Source organism: Kitasatospora sp. NPDC048365, from assembly GCF_043200835.1.
In the GTDB taxonomy this organism is placed as follows: Bacteria; Actinomycetota; Actinomycetes; order Streptomycetales; family Streptomycetaceae; genus Kitasatospora; species Kitasatospora terrestris.
This window is the reverse complement of record NZ_JBICYJ010000011.1, coordinates 149,775-174,097: the sequence shown is the minus strand read 5'-3', so window position 1 is coordinate 174,097 and position 24,323 is coordinate 149,775. Positions and strand designations below refer to the sequence as shown.

General features: G+C 73.8%; 19 protein-coding genes and 3 pseudogenes. 10 read left to right on the top strand and 12 right to left on the bottom strand.

The window, feature by feature from the left end:
• Positions 1–5 precede the first annotated feature (5 nt).
• From ACGFX4_RS14210 to ACGFX4_RS14190, 5 genes are all read right to left on the bottom strand, one after another.
• Complete coding sequence (locus tag ACGFX4_RS14210) at positions 6–1,019, bottom strand: DUF2637 domain-containing protein (RefSeq protein WP_393073089.1); 1,014 nt, start codon at positions 1,017–1,019, stop codon at positions 6–8.
• A gap of 161 nt (positions 1,020–1,180) precedes the next feature.
• Entirely contained in the window at positions 1,181–1,984 is an 804-nt protein-coding gene (locus ACGFX4_RS14205; protein ID WP_393073087.1) for a (2Fe-2S)-binding protein, read from the bottom strand.
• 98 nt (positions 1,985–2,082) lie between these two features.
• A complete protein-coding gene (locus tag ACGFX4_RS14200; protein WP_393073085.1) occupies positions 2,083–2,862 on the bottom strand; it encodes a hypothetical protein in 780 nt (259 codons plus the stop codon).
• 159 nt (positions 2,863–3,021) lie between these two features.
• The gene (locus ACGFX4_RS14195) at positions 3,022–3,828 is read right to left on the bottom strand and encodes a hypothetical protein (RefSeq protein WP_393073083.1); all 807 of its coding nucleotides are present in this window, start codon (positions 3,826–3,828) and stop codon (positions 3,022–3,024) included.
• A gap of 101 nt (positions 3,829–3,929) precedes the next feature.
• Positions 3,930–4,538: an NTP transferase domain-containing protein gene (locus ACGFX4_RS14190; RefSeq protein ID WP_393073081.1), complete on the bottom strand. Its 609-nt coding sequence runs from the start codon at positions 4,536–4,538 to the stop codon at positions 3,930–3,932.
• A gap of 129 nt (positions 4,539–4,667) precedes the next feature.
• Between ACGFX4_RS14190 and moaA the strand changes: the two genes are divergently transcribed.
• Positions 4,668–5,684: a GTP 3',8-cyclase MoaA gene (moaA, locus tag ACGFX4_RS14185; protein ID WP_393073079.1), complete on the top strand. Its 1,017-nt coding sequence runs from the start codon at positions 4,668–4,670 to the stop codon at positions 5,682–5,684.
• A gap of 90 nt (positions 5,685–5,774) precedes the next feature.
• On the top strand, positions 5,775–6,518 hold the full coding sequence (locus tag ACGFX4_RS14180) for an HNH endonuclease family protein (RefSeq protein WP_393073077.1): 744 nt from the start codon (positions 5,775–5,777) through the stop codon (positions 6,516–6,518).
• Between the two features lie 9 nt (positions 6,519–6,527).
• On the opposite strand, the gene ACGFX4_RS14175 is transcribed toward ACGFX4_RS14180, so the two are convergent.
• The gene (locus ACGFX4_RS14175; RefSeq protein WP_393073075.1) at positions 6,528–7,511 is read right to left on the bottom strand and encodes a zinc-binding alcohol dehydrogenase family protein; all 984 of its coding nucleotides are present in this window, start codon (positions 7,509–7,511) and stop codon (positions 6,528–6,530) included.
• Positions 7,512–7,598: 87 nt separating this feature from the next.
• Here ACGFX4_RS14175 and ACGFX4_RS14170 point away from each other — a divergent pair, with 87 nt between their 5' ends.
• Complete coding sequence (locus ACGFX4_RS14170; RefSeq protein WP_393073073.1) at positions 7,599–7,931, top strand: ArsR/SmtB family transcription factor; 333 nt, start codon at positions 7,599–7,601, stop codon at positions 7,929–7,931.
• Positions 7,932–7,981: 50 nt separating this feature from the next.
• On the opposite strand, the gene ACGFX4_RS14165 is transcribed toward ACGFX4_RS14170, so the two are convergent.
• The 5 genes from ACGFX4_RS14165 to ACGFX4_RS14145 all read right to left on the bottom strand — a co-directional run bounded on the left by ACGFX4_RS14165 (position 7,982) and on the right by ACGFX4_RS14145 (position 14,089).
• Positions 7,982–10,348 (bottom strand): glycosyltransferase family 39 protein, encoded by a 2,367-nt coding sequence (locus ACGFX4_RS14165; RefSeq protein ID WP_393073071.1) that lies wholly within the window; start codon positions 10,346–10,348, stop codon positions 7,982–7,984.
• Between the two features lie 85 nt (positions 10,349–10,433).
• Entirely contained in the window at positions 10,434–11,567 is a 1,134-nt protein-coding gene (locus ACGFX4_RS14160) for an alpha/beta hydrolase (protein ID WP_393073069.1), read from the bottom strand.
• Between the two features lie 81 nt (positions 11,568–11,648).
• A complete protein-coding gene (locus ACGFX4_RS14155) occupies positions 11,649–13,004 on the bottom strand; it encodes an MFS transporter (RefSeq protein WP_393073067.1) in 1,356 nt (451 codons plus the stop codon).
• Complete coding sequence (locus ACGFX4_RS14150) at positions 13,001–13,582, bottom strand: TetR/AcrR family transcriptional regulator (RefSeq protein WP_393073065.1); 582 nt, start codon at positions 13,580–13,582, stop codon at positions 13,001–13,003. The genes ACGFX4_RS14155 and ACGFX4_RS14150 overlap by 4 nt, the downstream gene beginning before the upstream one ends.
• A gap of 63 nt (positions 13,583–13,645) precedes the next feature.
• Positions 13,646–14,089, bottom strand: coding sequence for a GNAT family N-acetyltransferase (locus ACGFX4_RS14145; protein ID WP_393073063.1), 444 nt, complete (start codon positions 14,087–14,089; stop codon positions 13,646–13,648).
• 465 nt (positions 14,090–14,554) lie between these two features.
• Here ACGFX4_RS14145 and ACGFX4_RS14140 point away from each other — a divergent pair.
• The 7 genes and pseudogenes from ACGFX4_RS14140 to ACGFX4_RS14110 all read left to right on the top strand — a co-directional run.
• A pseudogene (locus ACGFX4_RS14140) lies at positions 14,555–15,424 on the top strand (discoidin domain-containing protein); the annotation flags it as partial.
• 372 nt (positions 15,425–15,796) lie between these two features.
• The gene (locus ACGFX4_RS14135) at positions 15,797–17,920 is read left to right on the top strand and encodes a discoidin domain-containing protein (RefSeq protein ID WP_393073187.1); all 2,124 of its coding nucleotides are present in this window, start codon (positions 15,797–15,799) and stop codon (positions 17,918–17,920) included.
• Between the two features lie 109 nt (positions 17,921–18,029).
• Positions 18,030–18,458: pseudogene (locus ACGFX4_RS14130) on the top strand (discoidin domain-containing protein); the annotation flags it as partial.
• A pseudogene (locus tag ACGFX4_RS14125) lies at positions 18,457–19,430 on the top strand (DUF1996 domain-containing protein); the annotation flags it as partial. The pseudogenes ACGFX4_RS14130 and ACGFX4_RS14125, both read left to right, overlap by 2 nt.
• A gap of 122 nt (positions 19,431–19,552) precedes the next feature.
• Positions 19,553–20,077: a hypothetical protein gene (locus ACGFX4_RS14120; RefSeq protein ID WP_393073061.1), complete on the top strand. Its 525-nt coding sequence runs from the start codon at positions 19,553–19,555 to the stop codon at positions 20,075–20,077.
• 68 nt (positions 20,078–20,145) lie between these two features.
• Complete coding sequence (locus ACGFX4_RS14115) at positions 20,146–21,216, top strand: LacI family DNA-binding transcriptional regulator (RefSeq protein ID WP_393073059.1); 1,071 nt, start codon at positions 20,146–20,148, stop codon at positions 21,214–21,216.
• A gap of 9 nt (positions 21,217–21,225) precedes the next feature.
• A complete protein-coding gene (locus tag ACGFX4_RS14110) occupies positions 21,226–21,822 on the top strand; it encodes an HD domain-containing protein (RefSeq protein WP_393073057.1) in 597 nt (198 codons plus the stop codon).
• A gap of 66 nt (positions 21,823–21,888) precedes the next feature.
• Here the strand turns inward: ACGFX4_RS14110 and ACGFX4_RS14105 are convergent, their stop codons facing one another.
• Positions 21,889–24,192 (bottom strand): glycosyl hydrolase family 18 protein, encoded by a 2,304-nt coding sequence (locus ACGFX4_RS14105; RefSeq protein WP_393073055.1) that lies wholly within the window; start codon positions 24,190–24,192, stop codon positions 21,889–21,891.
• Positions 24,193–24,323 lie beyond the last annotated feature (131 nt).

Here is a 24,323-nt window from a genome sequence, read left to right as displayed (position 1 = left end):
CCGGCTCAGCCGAACTGCTGCTCCAGGTCCTTCAGCTTCTGCTCCAGGGAGTCCAGCCGGGGCAGCGTGATGGTGTCCTCCTCCGGCGTCAGGTCGACGCTGCGGCGGACCGGCAGTCCGGCCGGGGCGACGGCCGGCCCGCCGGGCCCGGTCGGCTCGGCTATGGCGGGCTCCGAGCCGGTCGACACGGGCTGCGGGGCCTCCAGCTGGCGGGCCGCCGAGCGGTGCCGCCAGCCGCCGGGCTGGCGCCCGATCGCGCGGATCTCGGCCCGCTCCCGGCGGCTGGCCATCCGCCGCCGCTCGCGGTTCTCGGCGGCGGTCCGCTTGTCGTCGCGGACCTCCTCCACCGCGTCGTCGAGCGTGCGGACGCCCTCCAGCAGCATCAGCGACCAGGCCGCGTACGTCTCCAGCGGGGCGCGCAGCCAGCGGACGATCCGGATCTGCGGCAGTGGGCGCGGCACCAGCCCCTGCTCGCGCAGCGCGGCCCGGCGGGTCTGCTTCAGCGCCCGGTCGAACAGCACGGCGGCGGAGAGCGACATGCCGGCGAAGAACTGCGGGGATCCGGCGTGGCCCAGGCCGCGCGGGGCGTGCACCCAGTTGAACCAGGCGGAGGCGCCGGCGAACAGCCACACCAGCAGGCGGGAGCCGAGCGCCGCGTCGCCGTGGCTGGCCTCGCGGACCGCGAGGACGGAGCAGAACATCGCGGCGCCGTCGAGGCCGAACGGGACCAGGTACTCCCAGCCGCCGGAGAGATTCAGGTTCTGCTGGCCGAAGCCGACCAGGCCGTGGAAGGAGAGCGCGGCCGCGACACCGGCGCAGCAGAACAGCAGCACGTACGAGGCGCCGCCGTACAGGGATTCCTTGCGCCGTCGGCGTTCCTCGGAGCGTTCCCAGGAATCCGGTCCGCCGGCGGCGGCGACCTGCGCCCGGGTGCGGGCGACGGCGACCACGGCGGAGGCGGTCAGCAGGACGGCCAGCCCCAGTCCGGCCCAGCCCAGCGGTATGTCCGACAGTCTCATAACCTGAACCAGCCTCGCTTTCCACCTGGTGGCGGCCGCCTCCGTGACAGCGCCCACCATCATCTCGGAGGAATTGCGGCGAGGACGACCGGTTCGGGATCAATACGTCATTCGGGGACAATCCCCGAACTCGCGGTCGAGATTCGATCGGAATGTCGCCGCTATTTCTCGCGGGGGCAGCTGAAACAGGCTTCCTCGGGGCGGACGGTGTAGTAGAGGCAGCAGCTCACCCTGTCCCGCAGCCACCGGCCGTCCGCCTGCCGGAAACCCGCCGCGCCGACGAACGGCGGGTGGCCGGGGCCGGCCGGCAGCAGGGCGTCGAGCTCGGCCGTCGCCCGGTCCTCCTCGCCGAGCAGGCCGCCCACGTACCAGAGGCCCTCGACGACGTCGTCCGTGGTCATGCCCCACAGGGTGTGCGGCCCGCGCCGGACCCGGGGGCGGAAGGCGGCCAGCACCGGCGTCAGGTGCTCGGCGACCGCGGCCAGCAGCTCGGCCCGCAGCGCCGCCTCGTCCGGCACCACCCGGGCGCCCGGCGCCGCGGCCGCCGGATCGTCCGGCAGGCAGGCGAACTCCACCGGCTGGACGGTGAGTTCACCGGTCGAGCGGTTGATCGACACCCGCTCGACGGGCAGCCGGGGCACCCGTCGCTCCAGGAACCACGGCACGGTGAAGGCCAGCGCCAGCGGCCAGGTGTACCGGTGCAGGCAGAACCCGGCGGTGACGTCGGGGCGGGCGGCCCGGCCGTACAGCTCCAGGCCGAGCTCGGCGTCGAAGGCGATCATCGCGTCCAGCGCGGCGCCGCCGCCGGCCAGGTCGGCGGCGGCCGTCCAGCCCCCGCCGGACCGCGGCGGCGCACCGTGGATCCGCAGGTCCGGAAGGGCCGCGGACAGCCGGGCCCAGCTGCCGGCCAGGGGTGCGGCCCGGCCGTGGGCGGCGGCGCGCGGCTCGACGCTGCTCGCGGTCATGCGGGGCCCCCTGGGAAGGGCCGACCGGAGCTCGGCGGAGCCCGGACGGCATGCGGTGAGGACCTGCCCGGGGGCTCCCCGGGCAGGTTAGGCTCACCTTAGCTGATGCCGTCCCGCACGTCCTGCCCGATGCGGCCGTCCGGGGGACCGGCGGGCGCGGGCACGATGCCCAGGCGGCCCACCAGCCACACCGGCACGCCCCCGAGCGCCTGCACCAGCCGGGCCGCCTCGGCGCGCAGCCGGGTCGCCTCGGGCGGCTCGCACACCTCGGCGAGCGAGGCGAGCGCCGGGGCGACGCCCACCGTGAAACCCAGGTCCTCGCGCAGCTGCAGCGAGGCCCGGAAGCCCTCCCGGGCCCGCTCCAGGTCGCCCGCGCGCTGGGCGAGCGCGGCCAGATGACGCCAGGTCGAGGAGCGCAGCAGCCGGTCCCCGCGCTGCTCCGCCGCGTCGTGCGCCCGCCGGTACGCGGACTGCGCCGCGTCCGGGTCGTGCAGCAGGTTCTCGGCGACCAGACCGCGCCGGAAGTCCAGCAGCGGCCGGCCCGGCGCGTCCGGCGGCAGCAGCGCGGAGGTCCGGCCGAGCGCGGCCTGCGCCTCGTCGAGGCGGTCCCGGCGGCCCATCACGCTCGCCGTGTACGCCAGGAACCCGCGGGCGCAGGAGGCGGCCGCCCGGTGCTCGGCACCGGCCACCCCGGCCTCGGCCTGCCGCAGCGCGTCCTCCGCCCGCTCCCAGTGCTCGGCGGTGAACAGGCACTGCTCGATGAGGAGTTCGGCCCGCAGCAGCGCTGCGGAGGGGTCCCGGCCGGCCTGGGGCCGCAGCAGATCCGCGGCCTCCTGCCAACACCCGCGCGATCTCAGCCGCCACACGACGTCCGCCATGCCCCCCGGGGCCGTACCGTGCACCGACAACGCCACCTCCTTGTGTGCGCCATCCAGTAAACGGAGTGCTGTGTGGCGGCAATTCAACACGGGGGCGAGCTTGTGCACCAGATCACGAACGCGACAGATTCCGGAACCGGGAGCTCCGTCCGGGGCCGGTCAGGACGTCCAGCCGGTCGCCATCAGGGCCTCCGCCGCGCCGTTGGCGGGCTGCGGGATCCCCGCCTCGTCCAGCGTGAACAGGGCCACCAGCAGCTGTTCTCCGCGCACCACGGCCTGCCGGGAGAAGCCGGCCAGGGCGAACATCGCCGCCGCGACCTGCTCGCTGTGCAGCGTCTCCAGCCAGAGGCACTCGACCTCCCGGACGTCCGTCGGCTCCTCCCAGGTGTCCACCCGGGCCACCATCCGACCACCCAACAGAGTGACGGACCCGCTGTCCTGACCCTCCGTCACCTCCAGGTCGTCGAAGCCCAGCCACTGCAGGTAGCGCGCCGCGGTCAGCACCGCGTCCTGCGCGCCGCGCACCGGCTGCGGGCGGAACGGCGGCCGCAGCACCCGGGCCGAGCCGGAGGCGCCGGGCAGCGGGTCGGCGGAGGCCGAGGGAACGATCGCGGTGGTGTGCGGGCGCACGCCGGCCCGGCCCGGGTACGGCGTGCCGGCCGGCCCGGTGCCCGCCGGCCGCGGGGCCCGGTCGACCGGGAGCCGCACCGTGGCGCCGCAGTTGCAGGTGAACTCCGGCTGCGGCCACTGGTCGCTGCGGCCGCAGTGCGGGCAGCGCATCGACAGCCAGGAGTCCTCCCAGGAGCGGAACCGCACCTGCACCGGCACGCCGCCGCGCAGCAGCGGCACCCGCAGCTGCGCGCCGCACGGGCACGGCAGGCTCGGCGGCTCGTAGAGGTGCTCGATGCGGCAGGCGGGGCAGCGGATCGGTCCCGGGGCGGGGGATGCGCGGTACTCGTCGGTCATGGATGACACCGTCCGTTCCGGGTCTGCTGGGCAGGTCCGGCTCCCATCTTCGCTGATCGGAGGCGTGCTGGGCGCGGAATGAGGTATTCCTCAGGGAGAGTTCAGGGACGCTTCGGGTCGGCCGCCGTCCAGCGGGCGAGGTCCTCCGGGGTGTCGAGATCGTCCGGGGCGGCGATGTCCCCGCACTCGACCAGGACCAGCTCGCCCGGGTGGGCGGCGAGCAGCGCGCGGGCGCCCGCGTCGCCGCTCGCCCCGGCGGCCGCCTCGGCGAGAAAGCGCCGGCCGATCAGCACCGGGTGGCCGCGCCGGCCGTCGTACGCCGCGGCCGCGAGCCCGGCGCCGGCCCGGTGCGCGGCCAGCAGCCGGGCGGCGGCGGCCGGGGTGACGCCCGGGGTGTCGACCAGCAGGACGAGCACGGCCGGCGCGTCCGCCGGGAGGGCGGCCAGCCCGGCCCGCAGCGAGGAGCCCATGCCGGTCGCCCAGTCCGGGTTGTCGACGAGTCGACAGTCGCCGGTGTCCACCCGCTCGCGGACCTCGTCGGCGGCGGCGCCGAGGACGGCGAGCAGCGGGGCGCAGCCGGCGTCCCGGGCGACCGCGAGGGCGTGCTCCAGCAGCGGCCGGCCGCGGTACGGCAGCAGCGCCTTCGGCCGCCCGCCGAGGCGCCGCCCGCCGCCCGCCGCCAGGACCAGCGCGGGGATACGGTCTTCCATGGCGCCAGTCTCCCGGCCGGTCCGCTCCGTCACAGTTGGATGATCACACAACAAGAAGGCGCAGGTCGGGCGGGCACCCCGGCCGTTCGCCCGCTTCACCTTCCGGCGCCGGGCGCCTGTACTGGGCGGATGGCACGCAGGACAGAGCACGCGCACGACGGCATCGAGCCGCTGGCCGACCGGTTCGGCCGGATCCACACCGACCTGAGGGTCTCCCTCACCGACCGGTGCAACCTCCGCTGCACGTACTGCATGCCGGCCGAGGGCCTGAACTGGCTGCCCCGGGCCGAGGTCCTCACCGACGACGAGATCGTCCGGCTGATCACCGTCGCCGTCCGGCGGCTCGGCATCCGCACCGTCCGGCTGACCGGCGGCGAACCGCTGCTGCGGCGCGGCCTGCCGGGGCTGGTCGCCCGGATCGCCGAGCTCGGCCCCGAGCTGTCGCTGACCACCAACGGCATCGGGCTGGCCCGGACCGCGGGCGAGCTGAAGGCCGCCGGGCTGCGCCGGGTCAACGTCAGCCTGGACACCCTGCGGCCCGAGCGGTACGCCGAGATCACCCGGCGGGACCGGATCGCCGACGTCCTCGCCGGCCTGGCGGCGGCCCGGGACGCCGGGCTGGACCCGGTGAAGATCAACGCGGTGCCGGTGCGCGGCGTGAACGACGACGAGATCCTCGACCTGGTGGAGTTCGCCGGCGCGCACGGGTACCGGATGCGCTTCATCGAGTCGATGCCGCTGGACGCGCAGGGCGCCTGGGACCGGCAGCGGATGGTCACCGCCGACGAGATGCTGGAGATCCTCGGCACGCGGTGGGAGCTGGTGCCCGTCGGACGGCACGGCAACGCGCCGGCCGAGGAGTGGCGCCTGGCCGGGACGGACACCGTGGTCGGGGTGATCGCCTCGGTGACCCGGCCGTTCTGCGGCGGCTGCGACCGCGTCCGGCTGACCGCCGACGGGCAGCTGCGCAACTGCCTGTTCGCGACCGAGGAGTCCGACCTGCGGGCGCTGCTGCGCGGCGGCGCGGACGACGCGCGGATCGAGGCGGCCTGGCGCAACACCATCGCCCGCAAGGGCCCGGGCCACGACATCTCCTCGGCGGACTTCGTGCAGCCGGCCCGCCCGATGTCGGCGATCGGCGGCTGAGCGGCCGTTTCTTCGTGCCGGACTTGACCCGGTGTGGGTGGGCTGGTCTCCTGGTGCGCCGTCAGTCCTCACCACCCCCGGGGGAGCCCCGTGCGCGCGCGCCGTACCGCCGTCCTGTCCGTCCTGCTGCCGGTGCTCGCGCTGGCGGGCTGCACCTCCGGCGGGAAGACCTCCAACGAGTCCGTCCCGTCCGGCCAGGCGCAGGGCACCAATCCGCTGCAGAACCCCGACGGCACCAGGCCCGGCCTGGCCCCGATCACCTCGGCGGCCGACCGCGCGGCCGGGATCGCGCTGATCGCCAAGGTGAAGACCGCCGCCCCCGGCCCGAAGACCGGGTACGACCGCGACCAGTTCGGCCCCGCCTGGACGGACAACGTGGACGGCGTCCCGCTCGGCCACAACGACTGCGGCACCCGCGACGACGTCCTGGCCCGGGACGGGCGGGCCGTGGAGCACAAGGACGGCTCGGCGTGCGTGGTCACCGGGATGACCATCTGGGACCCGTACACCGGCAAGAACGTCCAGTGGACGAAGGCGCAGGCGTCGAAGATCCAGATCGATCACGTGATGCCGCTCTCCTACGACTGGCAGCAGGGTGCCGCCCAGTGGGACAAGGCGAAGCGGGTCCAGATCGCCAACGACCCGCTCAACCTGATCCCCGCCGACGGTTCGCAGAACGCGTCCAAGGGCGACTCCGGCCCGGCCTCCTGGCTCCCCGCCAACCAGGCGGTCCGGTGCTCGTACGCGGTGCGCTGGGCGCAGGTCTCGCTCAAGTACCAGCTGCCGGTGACCCCGGCGGACAAGCAGGCGATGCTCCAGCAGTGCGGCGGCTGACCGCCCGGTTCAGCCGACCCTGACCACGTACTTGCCCTCGCCGCGCCCGGCGGCGAGCAGGTCGTGGACGGCGGGGACGGCGGCCAGGCCGGGCAGTTCCACCACCGGGACGGCCAGGCCGTGCCCGGCGACCAGGTCGAACGCGCGGCGCTGGGCGCGGGCGACCCGCGCGGGGTCGGCGGCGAGCAGGACGCGGTGGCTGAACCCGGTGACGGTGAGGTTGGCGCCGAGCAGCCGGCCCGCTGGGGGCAGCGGATCGAGGGTGCCGCCGCCCGCGTTGCCGAACAGCACCACCCGGCCGCCGGTCACCGCGAGGTCCAGGTCGAGGCCGAGCGCCTCGGTGCCGAGCGGGTCGAGGACCAGGTCGACGCCGCGCCCGCCGGTCGCCGCGCGGACCTGCCCGGCGAGTTCGGGCCCGCGGGCGAAGGCGTGGTGGTAGCCGAGGCCGCGGGCGGCGGCCGCCTTCTCCGGCCGCCCGACGGTGCCGATCAGGGTGCCGCCGCCGAGCAGCGGGACCAGCCGGGCGAGCGCGCCGCCGATCCCGCCGCCCGCCGAGTGCACCAGCACGGTGTCACCGGGCTCGAACCGGCCCGCGTCGGTGAGCAGCAGCAGCGCGGTCGCCAGGCCGAGCGGGACGGCGGCGGCCGTCGCGGTGTCCACGCCGTCGGGCAGCGCCACGGTCGCCGCGGCGCTCGCCAGCGCCACCTCGGCGAAGCCGCCGCCGGTGGTGGCGGCCGCCACCCGGTCGCCGACCGCGAACCCGCTCACCCCTTCGCCGAGCTCCCGGACGGTGCCCGCGACCTCCTTGCCCGCCCGGTACGGCCACGCCGGCACGTAGGCCGCGTCGCCGCGCCGGGACATCACGTCGACGAAGTTCACCCCGGCGTGGGCGACGTCGATCGCCAGCTCGCCGGGGCCGGGCCGCGGCACCTCGACGTCCTGGACCAGGCTGTGCTCGGCCCCGCCGGGCCGGGTCATCTCGAGAGCGCGCATGTCCGTCTCCCCTCACGGAAGCTACGATGTTCTACGAACATCGAAATTACACCCATCTTCGATGGTTGTCGAACATGGAGGTGCCGGATGCCCCGCTCCCGACCGGGCCGCGCCCCGCTCGCCCACCCCGCGACCGAGGAGATCGACCTCCTCGACGTCCTGCACGCGCTCGCCGACCCCACCCGGATGACCATCGTGCGCATCCTGCGCGCCGAACCCGAGCGCGCCTGCGGCACCTTCCCGGTCGACGTCGCGCCGTCCACGCTCAGCCACCACTTCAAGGTGCTCCGCGAGGCCGGCGTGGTCCGCCAGCGCGAGGAGGCCAACCGCCGCCTCACCGCGCTGCGCGCCGCCGACCTGGACGCCCGCTTCCCCGGCGTGCTCGACGCCGTCGTCACCGCGTACGAGCGCACCGTATGAGGAGGGCCCCTCGGAGCGGGATGCTCCGAGGGGCCCTGCGGGGGTGTCCGTCAGCTGGTGGCGGCCGCCGAGGAGGTGCCACCGCTCGGGGTCGCGGTCAGGTCGTAGAGGGTGGTGTTGTCCACCGTCTTGGCGGTGTAGTTGGCCGCCACCCAGGAGGCGATCTGGGAGGAGAGCGACTGGCTGCCGCCGCCCATCCCGCCGCCCATGCCGCCACCGCCGATGAAGTAGTGGATCTTTCCTTCCTTCACGTACTGCTGGAACTGCTCCAGCGTCAGCGACGGGTCGGTGCCGTTGAAGCCGCCGAGCGCCATCACCGGCTTGCCGGTGGCGAGCTGGAAGCTGGCCTGGTTCTGCGAGCCGACCGCGGCCGCCACCCAGGTGTAGGAGTCGGCGTCCTGCTTCAGCAGGGCCGCGAGCTCGCTGCTCACCCGGGAGCCGTTCAGCAGGCCGCCCATCCCGCCGGCGCCGCCCATGCCGCCGCGGCCGTCCCGGCCCTCGCCGCCGGGGAACTGGCCGGTGCCGGGGAACTGCCCGCCACCGGGGAACTGACCGGTGCCGCCGTTCTGCGTGCCGCCGCCCGGGAGCTGTCCCGTGCCGTTCTGGGTGCCGCCCGGGAACTGCCCGCCACCGGGGAGCTGCCCGGTGCCGTTCTGGGTGCCGCCGCCGGGCAGCTGACCGCCGCCCGGGAACTGGCCCCGGCCGCCGTCGCCCGTGCCGCCGGGCATCATGCCCCGCCCGCCGCCGCCCGGACCGAAGCCGCCGCCCTGGACCTGCGGACCGGCCGTCACGATCGAACCGGAGTGCCCGACCGACACGGTCTGCACCGCGTACGCCGCCGGGCCGCCGAGGCCCGCCGCCAGCGCGGCGAGTCCGGCCACCGCCGCGATCCGCGCGCCGAGTGCCCGGCCCGCCTGCGCGGCCGCCACCAGCGCGACCGCCGCCGCGATGCCGCCCAGCAGCACCGCCCAGCGCAGCCACGGCAGGAAGTCGGCGCTGCGCCCGAGCAGCACGAACGACCAGATCGCGGTCACCGCGACCACCGCGCCGAGCACCGCCGCGTACGGCAGCCGGTGCCGGGCCCGCCAGAGGCCGTCCACGCCCATGCCGACCACCGCGGCGATCGCCGGGGCGAGCGCCACCGTGTAGTACTGGTGGAAGATGCCGGACATGAAGCTGAAGGTCAGCGCGGTGAAGACCAGCCAGCTGCCCCAGACCAGGAACGCCGTCCGGGCGCCGTCGGTGCGGCCGTAGCGACGGGTCGCCCAGAGGCCGAACACCAGCAGGATCAGCGCGGCCGGCATCAGCCAGGCGATCTGCCCGCCGATGTCGCCGTCGAAGAGCCGGGTGATGCCGGTGGTGCCCCACATGCCGCCGCCGGCGCCGCCCCGGCCGCCACCGCCGCCGCCGACGCTGCCGGTCTCGTCACCGGTGAGCCGGCCGAAGCCGTTGTAGCCGAAGGTGACGGAGAGGAAGGAGTTGTCCTGCGAGCCGCCGATGTACGGCCGGGCGGACGCCGGGACCAGCTCGACGATCGCGACCCACCAGCCGCCCGCCAGGACCATGGCGAGTCCGGCCAGCAGCAGCTGCTTGATCCGGCGGCCGAGCCCGGTCGGCGCGACCACCAGGTAGACCAGAGCGAAACCGGGCAGCACCAGGAAGGCCTGCAGGGTCTTGGTCAGGAAGCCGAAGCCGAACATCACGCCGGTGAACAGCAGCCAGCGGGTGGACGCGGTCTCGGTCGCCCGGACCAGGCCGTAGGCGGCCAGGGTCATCAGCAGCACGAGCAGCGCGTCCGGGTTGTTGAACCGGAACATCAGCGCGGCCACCGGGGTCAGCGCCAGCGCCGCGCCGGCCACCAGGCCGCCGAGCGCGGAGAAGCGCCGGCGCACCGTCGCGTACACCGTGGCGACCGTCGCCACGGCCATCAGGACCTGCGGGGCCAGCAGGCTCCACGAGTTCAGCCCGAAGATCCGGGCGGAGAGTGCCATCGGCCACAGCGACATCGGCGACTTGTCGACCGTGATGAAGTTGGCGGCGTCGGAGGAACCGTAGAAGAACGCCTTCCAGCTCTGGCTGCCGGCCTGCACCGCCGCCGAGTAGAAGGCGTTGGCCCAGCCCGAGGCGGAGAGGTTCCAGAAGTAGAGCACCGCGGTGGCGGCCAGCAGGCCGAGCAGCGCGGGCCGCGCCCAGGCCGGGTCGTCGGGGCGTCCGCGCCAGGCGCGGGCGGGGAGGGTGCGCAGCCGGCCGGCCCAGGAGGCGGGGCCCTTGGGGCCGGGCTCGGGGAGGTCGACCGGCGGGAAGAGCGGTTCGACCGCGGCCTGCGGAGCCTGCCGCTCGGACGGCTCCGGAGGCGGGAAGTTCGCAGCCTCGGGCCACGGAACACTGGACGGAGGTGGGGAACTCGACGTGGTCATGGAGGCTACGCTCCGGGGTCACGCTGAGATTCTCATGAAGCCCGGCTATGAGCAGGGTGTGATCCTTGATCACGTTCCGTCGGGGTCAGCTGAGAGCCTGCGGCCGCGGCTGGTCCAGGCGCTTGCCGAGCCACTCCAGGGCGGGCGGGATCTCCCGGGTCCAGGTGTGGAAGTTGTGTCCGCCGGTGTCCAGGGTGATGGTCGACACCTGGGTGGGGGCCCGGAAGGCGGCCACCATCTGCTGGGTGGCGGGGTAGTTCTCCTCGTTGTAGCTGGTGGCCAGGAGCAGCGAGACCGGCGGCGGGGGCAGGTGGCGGATCCGCCACAGCAGGTCGTTCTCCCGCTTCACCTCGGGCCGGCCGCCGAACAGGTCGCCGGTGGTCGGGTCGTTGCCGGTCTCGTAGTAGCCCGAGAGCGAGACGGCCGAGCGGTAGGCGTCCGGCTTGCGCATCGCGAACTTCAGCGCGCAGTAGCCGCCGGTCGAGTCGCCGATCGCGGCCCGGGCCTCCGGGCGGTCGGTGACCCGGTACGCGGCGGACATCGCCCGCGGCAGGTCCTCGGTGAAGAAGGTCTCCACCTGCGGCCCGCCCGGGACGTCCATGCACTCGGTGTCGCGGTTGCCCACCAGGGTCGGCTTCATCATCACCAGGACGGTCGGCGGCAGCTGCTTGGCCTCGATCGCCTTCAGCGTGGACGCCGGGTACTCCAGCAGCGAGATCAGCTTCTCCGCCGACCCCGGGTAGCCGGAGAGCACCAGCGCCATCGGGAAGCGGGTGTTCGCGTACGCCGGCTGGAAGTACTGCGGCGGTAGGTACACGTACGCCGGCTTGCCGACCAGGCCGGAGGCGGCGCCTCGGATCTCCACCTTCTGGATCATGCCGGAACGTTCCTGCACCGATCCCTGGGAGGAGTACATCTTCTGCTCGCCCGTCACCGAGACGGCCTTGGCGCCCGGCTGATGGTCCACCACCGTGCCCGGACCGCCGTCCAGCCCGAGCAGGTCGCTCCAGGTGGTGTAGAAGCCGAAGTACGAGTTGGCCACCAGGCCCATCGCCGCCAGCACCGCCAGCTGCGTCCCGAGGAACGCGCCCAGCCGCCCGAGCACCGGCCGCCACCCGCTGCCGCCCAGCCGGGGCCACAGCCCCATGGTGGCGGCGAACGCGGCCACCGCGACGACGGTCGCGACGATCTGCAGGGGGAGTCCGGTGAGGCTGGGCACACGATGATCGTAAAGGGACCTGACAGCTGACTCTCAGTCGGCTCCCAGCAAACGGCCGCAGGACGCCCTCCACCTGGGTGATCAGTGAACGTCCGAAGCCGCGGGGCGGCCTGACGATCCGGGCAGGGCGCGCAGGGCGAGCGGCACCGCCGCCGCCGGGAGCAGCGCCAGCACCAGGGCCGGACCGGGCGGCGGCGACGCCATGAGCAGCAGCGCGGCGACCGCCGTCCCGAGCGTCGGCCCGACGTTCAGCGCGGTCTGCTGCAACCCGCCCGCGACCCCCGCCGCGGACGCCTCCGCGTGACGCACCACCACGGCCGTCGCCGTCACCATCACCGCCCCGAAGCCCGCCCCCATCAGCAGGAAGCACCCGCCGGTCGCCGGTGCCGACGCGGCGCCGTCCAGCCGGGCGAGCAGGGCAGCCCCGAGCGCCAGCAGCACCAGCCCGACCGCCACCGTCCGGCGCGGGCCGTACCGGCGGGCGGCCAGCGCCGACACCGGCGCGCCGACCACCATCAGCAGCGGCAGCGGCAGGGCCCGCAGACCCGCCGTCAGCGGATCCAGCCCCTGCACCTCCTGGAGGAAGAAGTTGCCCACGAAGAGCGTGCCGAACAGCGCCGCCGACGCCGCCACCAGCACCCCGAGCGAACCTGCCACCGGCCCTTCGCCCAGCAGCCGCGGCGCGAACAGCGGGTGTGCCGCCGTCCGCAGCCGGCGCGCGAACGCCGCCGCGGCGGCGGCGCCCAGCAGCAGGGCGAGGGCGGGCCACCCGGCGGCCTCCCGCCACGCCGTCAGGGCGTACACCGGCGCGGCGAGGGACAGCGCGAGCAGCGCGGCGCCGGGCAGGTCCAGCGGCGTCCGCTCGCGGCGCGCCGGCACCGGCAGCCGCAGGGCGAACGCCGCCGCGCCGACCAGCAGGGTCGGCCCGACGTTCAGCAGGAACACCGGCCGCCACCCCAGCCAGGCCGTCAGCGCCCCGCCCAGCAGCGGCCCGGCGGCCGCCGCCAGACCGATCGCCCCGGTCCGCAGCGCGATGGGCATCCCCAGTCGGTCCGGCGGGTACGCGGCCCGCAGCATGCCCAGCGTGGCCGGCTGCAGCAGTGCCCCGAACACCCCCTGGGCGACGCGCAGCGCCACCACCCAGCCGATCGACGGCGCCAGCCCGATGCCCGCCGAGGCCGCGCCGAACCCCAGCACGCCGACCGCGAACAGCCGGCCGTGCCCGTACAGGTCGCCCAGCCGCCCCGCCACCACCAGCAGCGCGGCCACCGCGATCAGGTAGCCGGTGCCGGTCCACTGCACCTGGGCGACGGTGGCGCCCAACTCCCGCTGCAGGGTGGGCTGGACGACCGTCAGTACGGTCCCGTCCAGGGCCACCAGGGCCGCGCCGGCGATCGAGCAGGTCAGCGCCAGGCGTCGGCGCGGGCCGACGCTCACCGGGCCACCGGGCCGAGGTGCGCCTCCAGCAGCCGGCCCAGCATGCCGTCGAGGTCGTCACTGCCGGACGCCAGCTGCAGGCTCCGCCAGCTCCACAGCTGGGCCACCCCGTGCAGGTTCGCCCACAGCGCGGCGGCCGCCACCTGCGGCTCCGCCACCCCCGGGCACGCCTGCGCGACCAGCCCGGCCAGCCGGTGGAACAGCGGCAGGCTGGTGTCGCGCAGCCCGGACGTCCCGCTCTCCAACAGGTCGTGACGGAACATCAGTTCGTACATCCCCGGGTTCGCCAGCGCGAACTCCAGGTAGCCGCGGGCCAGCGCCGCCAGCTGCTCCCGCGGCCCGGCCCCGGTGGCCCGGGCGGCCTGTGCGGCCAGCGACGTGAAGCCCTCCCGGGCGATCGCCGACAGCAGCTCCCGGTGGGTGGGGAAGTAGCGGCGCGGTGCCCCGTGGGACACCCCGGCCCGTCGGGCGATCTCCCGCAGCGACAGCGCCCCCGTGCCCTCGGCCGCCACCAGCTCCACCCCGACCGCGACCAGCCGCTCCCGCAGCCCGCGGTCCTGTTCCTGCGCAGCACTCATAGACACTGTCTACCAGGATGGCGTAGACAGTGTCTATTCGGCGGTGGCCCAGGGGAGGCGGGGTCAGGCGTTCAGGGTCAGCGCGACGTAGGGGACGGTGTCGCCGGGGAGCAGGTAGCGCTCGGTCTCGGTGAAACCGTGCCGCAGGGCGAAGCGCAGTCCGCTCTCGTTGCTCGCCAGCACGACCGTCTCGACGCCCTCGCCGCCGAACTCCCGGGCGCGGGCGAGGCCGCGCAGGTAAAGCTCGGTGCCGAAGCCCCGGCCCCGGTGCCCGGGCAGGACGCGGGCGATGACGGTGGCGGCCGGGGTCTCCTCGCAGGGCGGCCGTACGGTGCTGCAGCCGACCGGGGTGTCGCCGAGGTAGGCGACCTCCAGGTGGTAGCGGCCGGCCCGGTCGCGGACGTCGTCCGGGCTGAGCGGGTCGGTCGGGATGATCACGTTGTGGACGTGCCGCCAGTCGGCGAGTTCGGCGTCGTCGGCGGGCTGGATCACGCGAAGGTTCGACATCGCAGCAGCAAAGCCGCGCGGGGCGCGGTGCGTCAACGCAATTCGCGGCTCGACGGATGGAGCGGGAGCGCGCTCTCGCCCTGCCAGGTGGGAGAGCGCTCTCCCGCTGTGTTCCCCAGCCTGCCCCGGCGGGCGGGATGCGTCAAGGGCGATCGGCCGTGCCGTTTCCACCTGCGGAGTTGGCCGCCAAGTTCCGGAACCGGAGTTCTCGTCTGAAGCCTTGACGTGGACCGGCTGGCGGGCAACCATCTCCTCACTGAGAGAGCGCTCTCCCATGTGGACCGCGCCCGTCGTGCCACCGTCCGGCCACCCCTCGGACCTGGCGCGCCCCGGCGTGCAGCCGCGCCCCCACCGCCCACTCAGGAGAGTCCCCCGATGCTCGCTCCACCCACCGCTCAGCCGGTGCCCCGCCGCCGCTCGACCCCACCGCGCCGGCGGTGGCTCGCCGCGCCGCTCGCCGCCTCGATGGTGTCCGGACTGCTGCTGTTGTGGCCCGGGACGGCCGCGCACGCCGCCGACACCGTGATCTCGCAGGGCAAGACCGTCACCGCCTCCTCGATCGAGGGCGGCGGCACCCCGGCGGCCGCCGCGGTCGACGGCAACACCGGCACCCGCTGGTCCAGCACCGCCACCGACCAGCAGTGGCTGCAGGTCGACCTCGGCGCGACCGCGTCGATCTCCAAGGTCGTCCTGCAGTGGGAGTCGGCGTACGGCAAGGCGTACCAGATCCAGACCTCCGCCGACGGCAGCAGCTGGACCACGGTCTACTCCACCACCACCGGCGCCGGCGGCACCGAGACCCTGAACGTCACCGGCTCCGGCCGCTACGTCCGGATGAACGGCATCACCCGCGGCACCGGATACGGCTACTCCCTCTGGGAGTTCCAGGTCTTCGGCTCCTTCACCGGGAGCGGCGGCGGCAGCTGCGACAGTGCCAACGCCGCCCAGGGGAAGACCGCCACCTCCTCCTCCACGGAGAACTACGGCACCCCGGCCGCGAACGCCGTCGACGGCAACACCGGCACCCGCTGGTCGAGCGCCAACACCGACCCGCAGTGGCTGCAGGTCGACCTCGGCAGCGTCCAGCAGATCTGCCGCGTGGTCCTCAACTGGGAGTCGGCGTACGGCAAGGCGTACCAGATCCAGACCTCCGCCGACGGCGCCGCCTGGACCACCGTCTACTCCACCACCACCGGCGCCGGCGGCACCGAGTCGCTGGACGTCACCGGCTCCGGCCGGTACGTGCGGATGAACGGCACCCAGCGCGGCACCGGGTACGGCTACTCGCTCTGGGAGTTCCAGGTCAACACCGGCGGCGGCACCACCACCCCGCCGACCACCCCGCCCACCACGCCGCCCGGCAACTGGAGCACCGTCCTCGACGAGGACTTCTCCGGCGCCGCCGGCTCCGCGCCGAACGCCGCCAACTGGACGGTGCAGACCGGCACCGGCTACCAGGGCGGCCCCGCCAACTGGGGCAGCGGCGAGGTGCAGACCGACACCAACTCCCCGGCCAACGTCGGCCTGGACGGCAACGGCGCGCTCAACCTGACCGCCGTGAAGAACGGCACGGCCTGGACCTCGGGCCGGGTCGAGTCCAAGCGCTCCGACTTCGCCGTGCCGGCCGGCGGCCAGCTGCAGATCTCGGCGACCGTCCGCCAGCCCAACCCGGCCGACGGCGTGGGCTACTGGCCGTCGTTCCGGGCGATGGGAGCCAACAACCGCGGCAACTTCACCGCCTGGCCGGGCGCCGGCGAGAGCGACATCCTGGAGAGCGTCAACGGCCGCAGCCAGCTGTCCGCCACCCTCCACTGCGGGACCGCCCCGGGCGGCAACTGCAAGGAGTACGACGGCATGACCAGCGGCCTGGCGAGCTGCACCGGCTGCCAGACCGGCTTCCACACCTACTCGATGATCCTCGACCGGACCGTCTCCGACGAGCAGATCCGCTGGTACCTGGACGGCAAGCAGGTCTGGCAGGTCAACGAGTCCCAGGTCGGCGTCACCACCTGGGACAACGCGGTCCACCACGGCTTCTACCTGGTGTTCAACCTGGGCATCGGCGGCGGCTACCCCAACGCGGTCTGCAACTGCACCTCGCCGACCGACGCCACCTCCTCCGGCGGCACCATGGCGATCGACCGGGTGACCGTCTCCACCACCAGCGGCGGCGCACCCGCCGCGCTCACCGACCCGGCGGTGCCCACCGGCGCCTCCACCGTCAAGGTGACCGGCTCGCAGGGCAACTGGCAGCTCATGGTGAACGGCCAGCCCTACCAGCTCAAGGGCATCACCTGGGGCCCGGCCATGTCCACCGCCGAGGCGCACATGCGCGAGCTCAAGGCGATGGGCGTCAACACCCTGCGCACCTGGGGCACCGACGCCGCCTCCAAGCCGCTGCTGGACACCGCCGCCGCGTACGGCATCAAGGTGGTCAACGGCTTCTGGCTGAACCAGGGCGCCGACTACGTGGGCGACACCGCGTACATGGACTCCACCCTGGAGTCGATCAAGCAGTGGGTGACCACCTACAAGGACCACCCGGGCGTGCTGCTCTGGGACGTCGGCAACGAGGTGCTGCTCACCACCCAGGACCACACCTACCCGAACGGGCTGACCGTCGAGCAGGAGCGCGTCGCGTACGCCAAGTACGTGGAGCGGATCACCCAGGCGATCCACGCGATCGACCCCAACCACCCGGTGACCTCCACCGACGCGTGGACCGGCTCCTGGGCGTACTACAAGAACCACACCCCCAGCCTCGACCTGCTGGCCGTCAACTCCTACGGTTCGCTCTGCAACGTCAAGAACGACTGGATCAGCGGCGGCTACACCAAGCCGTACATCATCACCGAGGCCGGCGAGGACGGTGAGTGGGAGGTCCCGAACGACGCCAACGGCGTGCCGACCGAGCCCTCCGACATCGCCAAGCGCGACGCCTACCTGAACAACTGGACCTGCATCACCGGGCACCAGGGCGTGGCACTGGGCGCGACCGTCTTCCACTACGGCACCGAGAACGACTTCGGCGGCGTCTGGTACAACACCACCCCGGCCGGCTGGCGGCGCCTCGCCTTCCACTCGGTGGTCAAGGACTACGCCGGCAACGTCGGCTCCAACACCCCGCCGGTGATCTCCTCGATGACGCTGAGCAACACGGCCACCGTGCCGGCCGGCGGCACCTTCGACATCACCGCCAACACCACCGACCCCGACGGCGACCTGATCCGGTACACGCTCTACTACTGCGACAAGTACGCGGGCGGCGGCACCGGCCTCTCCCAGGTGGTCTTCAAGGAGACCTCGCCCGGCCACTTCACCGCGACCGCCCCGAAGAACCTCGGCGTGTACAAGGTGTACGTCTACGCCTTCGACGGCCACGGCAACGTCGGCATCGAGACCAAGTCCTTCCGGGTGGTCGCGCCGACCCCGCAGGGCACCAACGTGGCCAAGGGGAAGACCACCACCGCCTCCACCTTCCAGGCCCAGGGCAACGGAGCGCCGTACCCGGCGTCCAACGCCACCGACGGCAACTGGAACACCCGGTGGGCCAGCGAGTGGGCCGACCCGCAGTGGATCCAGGTCGACCTCGGCCAGCCCACCGCCGTCAAGCACGTCCAGCTCGGCTGGGAGGGCGCCTACGGCAAGGCGTACCAGATCCAGGTCTCCAACGACGGGACCAACTGGACCACCGCGTACTCCACCACCAGCGGCACCGGCGGCGTGGACGACCTCGACGTGACCGCCAACGGGCGCTACGTGCGGGTGAACATCACCCAGCGCGGCACCGCCTACGGCGACTCGCTGTACGAGTTCGGCGTCTACGCCTGACCCGCAGCGCCGCCCGATCCGGACCCCACCGGATCCAGACTCCCGGGGCGGGCCTGGCCCGAGTGCCCGCCCCGGGGCAACCCCCACCCATCCACCACCTGGAGGTCCGATGCGACCCCGTTTCCTGTCCCGAGGCAGGCCACGGCCCCGGTGGGCGGCACTGACCGCCTCCCTGGCCGCGGTGCTCGCCCTCGCGGGCGTGGGCACCACCAGCCAGCAGGCCGCCGCCGCCGACGGACTGATCTCGAAGTCCCGGCCGGTGGTCGCGTCCTCGGTCGAGAACGCCGGCTTCCCGGCCGCCGCGGCGGTCGACGGCGACCCCAACACCCGTTGGGCCAGCGCCTGGAGCGACCCGTCCTGGCTGCAGATCGACCTGGGCGCGGGCGCCCAGGTCAGCTCCGTCGAGCTGGACTGGGAGGCGGCGTACGCGTCCGCCTACCAGCTCCAGGTCTCCAACGACACGACCGCCTGGTCGACCGTCTACTCCACCACCGCCTCGACCGGCGGCGTGCAGAAGCTCAACGTCTCGGCCTCCGGCCGGTACCTGCGGCTCTACGCCACCGCGCGCGGCACCGGCTACGGCTACTCGCTGTACGAGTTCAAGGTGTTCGGCCAGGTCGCCCAGCCGTCCACCGGGTACGTGCTCGCCAACCCGCAGGTGACCGGCGTGACGCCGTCCACCAAGGTGCCGCCGCACGCGTACTTCCACGAGTTCCAGGCCAACTGCTCGGCCAACCACGACGCGCCGGACGACCCGATCGTCTTCCCCGGCCAGGCCGGCGCCTCGCACATGCACACCTTCATGGGCAACACCACCACCAACGCGGCCTCCACCGTGGCCTCGCTGCAGGCGGGTTCGACCACCTGCACGGCGCCGGGGGACAAGTCCGCGTACTGGATGCCCACGCTGTACAACGGCTCCACCCCGATCGACCCGGTCGGCCCGCAGGTCATCTACTACAAGACCAACGTGGTCGACTACACCTCGATCCGGCCGTTCCCGACCGGGCTGCGCTTCGTGGTCGGCAGCCCGACGGCGACGTCCACCCAGTTCGGCACCGACCCCGGGTACGTGGCCGGCTGGGAGTGCGGGGAGAGCTACCACAACATCGACCTGCCGATCAGCTGCCCGGCCAACTCCCAGCTCAACATCCGCTACCAGGCCCCCAGTTGCTGGAACGGACTGTACCTGGACACGCCGGACCACAAGAGCCACATGGCGTACCCGATCGACGGCGTCTGCCCGGCCGACCACCCGGTGGCGCTGCCGATGATCGAGTTCAAGATGGCGTTCCCGGTGCCCGCCGGTGACCTGCCGCAGCTCCACCTGTCGAGTGGACGGGGCTTCTCCTTCCACTACGACTTCTTCAACGCCTGGGACGCCCCGACCCTGGCCGCCCTGGTGAACCACTGCATCGTCGGTGGCCTCCAGTGCAACGCGCGCGGCTACGACGAGGCGCACCCCGAGCGGGGCGCGGCGCTCGACGAGAACTACCGCCTGCCCGCCTGATCCACCCGGAAATCGATCCACCCGGAAATCGCCGGACCCGGGGCGCGTGCCGCCCCGGGTCCGGCCCGTACCCGCGAGGGAGCGCCGTGCGCCGAGCAGTCGCAGCAGTCGCAGGAGTCCTGGTGTCACTGGCGCTGGCCGCGGCGGCGGCCGGCTGCGCCGCCGCACCGCCGGCGCCGGGCCCCTCGCCCGCCGCCGCCCCGCCCACCGCCGCCGCCCGGCAGCCCTCCCGGGCGGCGCTGATGGTCTGCGGCGGCGACGTGGAGCGGGAGGTGACCGGTGCGCTGGGCACCGCCCTGCTCACGCCGCTGACCGGCAGCTGGGTGGATCCGCGGTACACCTGCCCGTACGTCTTCCCGGGCGCCACGCTGGCCCTGGTGGTCGACCAGACCGCCGACCGGCCGGCCGCCGAGGCGCTGTTCGAGCGGCGCCGGGCCGAGGCGGCCGGCGCGACGGCGGTGGACGGCCTGGGGGAGGCGGCGTTCGCCCGGCCGGACGGCTCGGTGGTCGTCCGCAAGGACTCGATGCTGCTGCTGGTGGACGTGGCCGGGCTGCCGGCCGGCTTCGGCACGCCCGTCCGCAGCCGGGCGAACATCGCGCTGACCGTGGCCACGGCCGTGATGACCTGCTGGCGGGAGCATGCCTGATCAGGCCGGTTCCGCAACTCTCCGGCCAACTATGGGAGAGCGCTCTCCCGACGTGCTATAAAGGGCCCATGAGCGAAGCCACTCCCGCGGTCGGACGCCGCTCGGCCACCCTCGAGGACGTCGCCCGGGAAGCCGGTGTCTCCCGGGCCACGGTGTCCCGGGTCGTGAACGGCGTGCGCAATGTGGACCCGGCCATCCAGGAAGCGGTCCGCCGCGCGGTGGCCAGCACCGGGTACACCCCCAACAGCGCGGCCCGCTCGCTGGTCACCCGTCGCCCCGACACCCCCCGGCGGGCCGCCACGGTCGCCCTGGTGGTCACCGGGGCCGGCGAGGACAGCCCCGAGGGCCCGGGCGCCGCGGTCTTCACCGACCCCTTCTTCGGCCGGGTGGTCAGCGGGGTCTTCGCGGCCCTGCGGCCGCACGGCATGCACCCGGTGCTGATGCTGGCCGACACCCCGGCCTCCCGCGAGCAGGTGGTGTCCTACCTGCACGAGGGCGGCGCGGACGGCGCGCTGGTGGTCACCACCCACGCCGAGGACGCGCTGCCCGCCGCGCTGCTGGCCTCCGGCCGGCCGGCGGTCCTGTTCGGCGCCCCGGACGCGGCGCTGCCGCTCAGCTACGTCGACCTGGCCAACCGGGACGGCGCCCGGCTGGCCGCCGACCACCTGGCCGCCCGCGGCTGCCGGCGGGTGGTGACCATCGCCGGCCCGTCCGGCGTCCAGGCCGGCCGGGACCGGCTGGCCGGCTTCCGCGACGCGATGGCCCGGCACGGCCACCCGTTCACCCCCGCCGTGGAGGCGGACTTCACGCACGCCGGGGGCGAGCGGGCGATGGCCCGGCTGCTGGCCGAGGAGCCGGACCTGGACGGCGTGTTCGCCGCCAACGACCTGATGGCCCGGGGCGCGCTCGCCGTGCTCGCCGAGCACGGCCGCCGGGTGCCCGAGGACGTCGCCGTGGTCGGCTTCGACGACAGCAGCGCCGCGCTCTCCGGCCGCCCCTGGCTGACCACGGTGCGACAGCCGGTGGAACGCATGGCCGAGGAGATGACCCGGATCCTGCTGACCCGGCTCGCCGACCCGGCCGCCCGCCCCACCTGCGTGATCTTCGAACCCGAACTGGTGGTCCGGCAGTCGGCCTAGGGTGTGCGGGTGAACCTTCCCGACATCCGCAGCGTCCGCGCCCTGCACGCGCGCTACGCGCCCACCCCCGAGGCCCTCGACCTGGTCCTCACGCACTGCGAGATCGTGGCCCGGATCGCGGTCTCCCTCGCCGGACGCGCGGGGCCGGAGGTGGACGTGGAGCTCGTCGAGGTCGGTGCCCTGCTCCACGACATCGGCGTCTACCGCGTCGGTGACGGCCACTACATCCGGCACGGGGTGCTGGGGCACGAGATCCTCCGGGCGGAGGGGCTTCCCGAGTCGCTGTGCCGGTTCGCCTCCTGCCACACCGGGGTGGGGCTGACCCGGCGGGACGTGACCGAGCAGGGGCTTCCGATCCCGGTCGCCGACTACCTGGCGGGGAGCACCGAGGAGCGGCTGGTGATGTACGCGGACAAGTTCCACTCGAAGAGCAGCCCGCCGAGGTTCCTCGACGGGGCCGCGTACGCCGCGCGGGTCGCGCGGTTCGGGGTGGACAAGGCGGTGGCGTTCCGCTCGCTGGCCGCCGAGTTCGGCGAGCCGGACCTGGGCGGGCTGGTGGCCGAGTACGGCCACGGCTTCGAGGAGGGTGCGGCCCTGCTCCGCTGAGCCGGCCGCGGAGGGCCCGGCAGGGGCTCACGACGGCCCGTCGTGAGCCCCTGCCGGGCCGGTGGGTCAGCCCAGGCTGGTGGACATCGCGTTCAGGAGGGTGGACGAGGTGTCGTCGTTCTCCAGGGCGAAGGCGAACATGCCGCCGAGGCCCTTGGCCTTGGCGTAGGCGCCGCGGGCCTGGATGGCCTGCGGGTTGTCGCCGGTCCAGAAGTTGGTGCCGTCGTAGATCCAGGCGCTCTCGGTGACCGGGTCCCAGTGGGTGTTCGCGGCGGTCGGGGTGAGCTCCCGCCAGCTGGCGAGGCCGGCCTCCTGGCTGCCGGGCTTGGCCGCGGTCGGGCCGGTCGCGCTCTGGTACAGGCCGAAGTTCGAGCCGGCCGGTACGCCGGTCCAGCCGCGCCAGTAGAACGGGACACCGAGGATGATCTTGTTGGCCGGGAAGCCGCCCGCGATGCCGTACTCCGGCAGGCCGGTGGTGTACGCGGTCAGCGTGGTGTCCACGTTGTACTTGCGGGTGCCGGGCGCGATCGGGGTGGTGGGGTCGGCCGGGCTGTCGTGCAGCGGGTCCTGGTGGTTGGTCGGGCCCTTGGCGTCCCACGCGCCGTGCATGTCGTAGGTCATGATGTCGGCGTAGTCCAGGTACGCGCCGATCCGGTCGGTCTCGATGTACTGGATCTTGTCCTGGCCGGAGGGCAGCGCCGCGGTGAGCAGGAAGCGCTTGCCGATGCTCGCGCCGTAGGAGTCCAGCTGGCTGCGGAACTCGGCGAGCAGGGCGGTGAAGTTCGCCTTGTCGGCGGTGGACCAGTGGTTGCCGGTGTGGCCGCCGGCCGAGCCCGGGTACTCCCAGTCGATGTCGATGCCGTCGAAGACGCCCGCGGCGCTGGCGGCGCCGCCGGAGGCGTCACCGGCCACCCCGGTCGGCAGGTTGCCCTTGAGGAACATGTCGATGCAGGAGGAGACCAGCTTCTTGCGCGAGGCGTCGGTGGCGGCCGCGTCGGAGAAGTACTTGGAGTAGGTCCAGCCGCCCAGCGAGAGGGTGATCCGCAGGTTGGGGTTCTTCGCCTTGAGCTGGCGCAGCTGGTTGAAGTTGCCCTTCAGCGGCTGCTGCCAGTCGTCGGCGGAGCCGTCGACCGAGATGGCGTTGGAGAAGTCCATCTGGTAGTCGGCGTACGCGTCGGCGGCGCCGTCGCCCGCGTTCGGGTTGTCCTCGTGGGTGGCGTCGGAGGCCTTGACCGCCTCGAAGCAGTTGAGGTTGGTCGGGTGGATGTTCTCGAACGCGTAGCTGATCACGTCGAGCTTGGCGGCGGCGCCCGAGGTGTCGACGTTCTTCGGGTAGTAGGCGGCGTCGTAGACCGACCACTGGTCGAAGTAGGCGGACCTGAGCGGGGTCGCGGCGCCGGCGGCGGCCGTGCTGGTGGTCACCGCGGCGGACTGCTGGGAGGCGTGCCCGGCCTTGTCGTACGCCTGCACGGTGAAGGTGTACGAGGTGCCCGGCAGGAGCGAGGTGACCGCGATCGAGGTGCCCATCGAGGTGCCGACCAGTTGGCCGTTCGACCAGACCTTGTAGCCGACGTAGTTGTCGGTGGAGTCGGTGGAGGCGTTCCACTTCAGCGCGACGGCGTTGGCGGTGGTGCGGGTGACGGCCACCCCGCCGGGGACGGTGATCTTCCCGTCGCCGCCGGGGCCGTTGCCGGTGCCGGAGGTGGGGCCGGCGCTGCCGGACGGGCTCGCCGAGGTCGAGGTCGAGGCCGAGGCCGAGGCGCTGGCACTCGCGCTGGCGCTGGCGCTCACGGACGGGCTGGTCGATGCGGTCGGGCTGGTGGAGCCGCCGGCCGGGCCGGTCAGGGTGAGGTCGTCGGCCCGGTAGGTGCCCTGGCCGTACCAGCCGTGGGTGAAGACGGTGACCGAGGTGGTCGAGGCGCCGGTCTTGAAGGTGGTGCTCAGCTGGGTCCAGCCGGTCGCGGAGGGCGCCCAGGTGGAGGCGTTGACGCCGGTGCCGGTGGCGCCGAGGTACACATAGCTGCCCTGCACCCAGCCCGCGAGGGTGTAACTGGTGTTGGGCTGGACGGTGACGGTCTGGCTGCACTGGGCGGTGTCGGAGGCCGAGGCCGCGCCGGAGAGCGCGTAACTGCCGCTGTGCACCGGGGTGGTGACGACGGATCCACTGACACAGGTCCAGCCCTGCAGGCTGCCGGTCTCGAAGCCGGCGTTGGCCAGCAGGTTCACGGCGGCCGCCGAGGCGGTGCCGAGCGAGGCGGCGAGCGCGGCGCTGCCGCCGGTGAGCACGGCCGCCAGGGCGAGCGCGCCGGCCCGGCGACGGGGAGCGGCCCGGAGCGCCTGGGGGCGCACGGGCGTTGCTCGGTCGAGCATGAGGTTTACCTCCGGATGAGTGGGGTTGTCCGGTAGGTGTGGGAGCCTCGGTGGGGGATGCCGGGGTCAAGATTGGACTGGACCATTGATCGCCGTCAAGGGGTCGTGGACGCACGGGAGCGCCCCGCCCG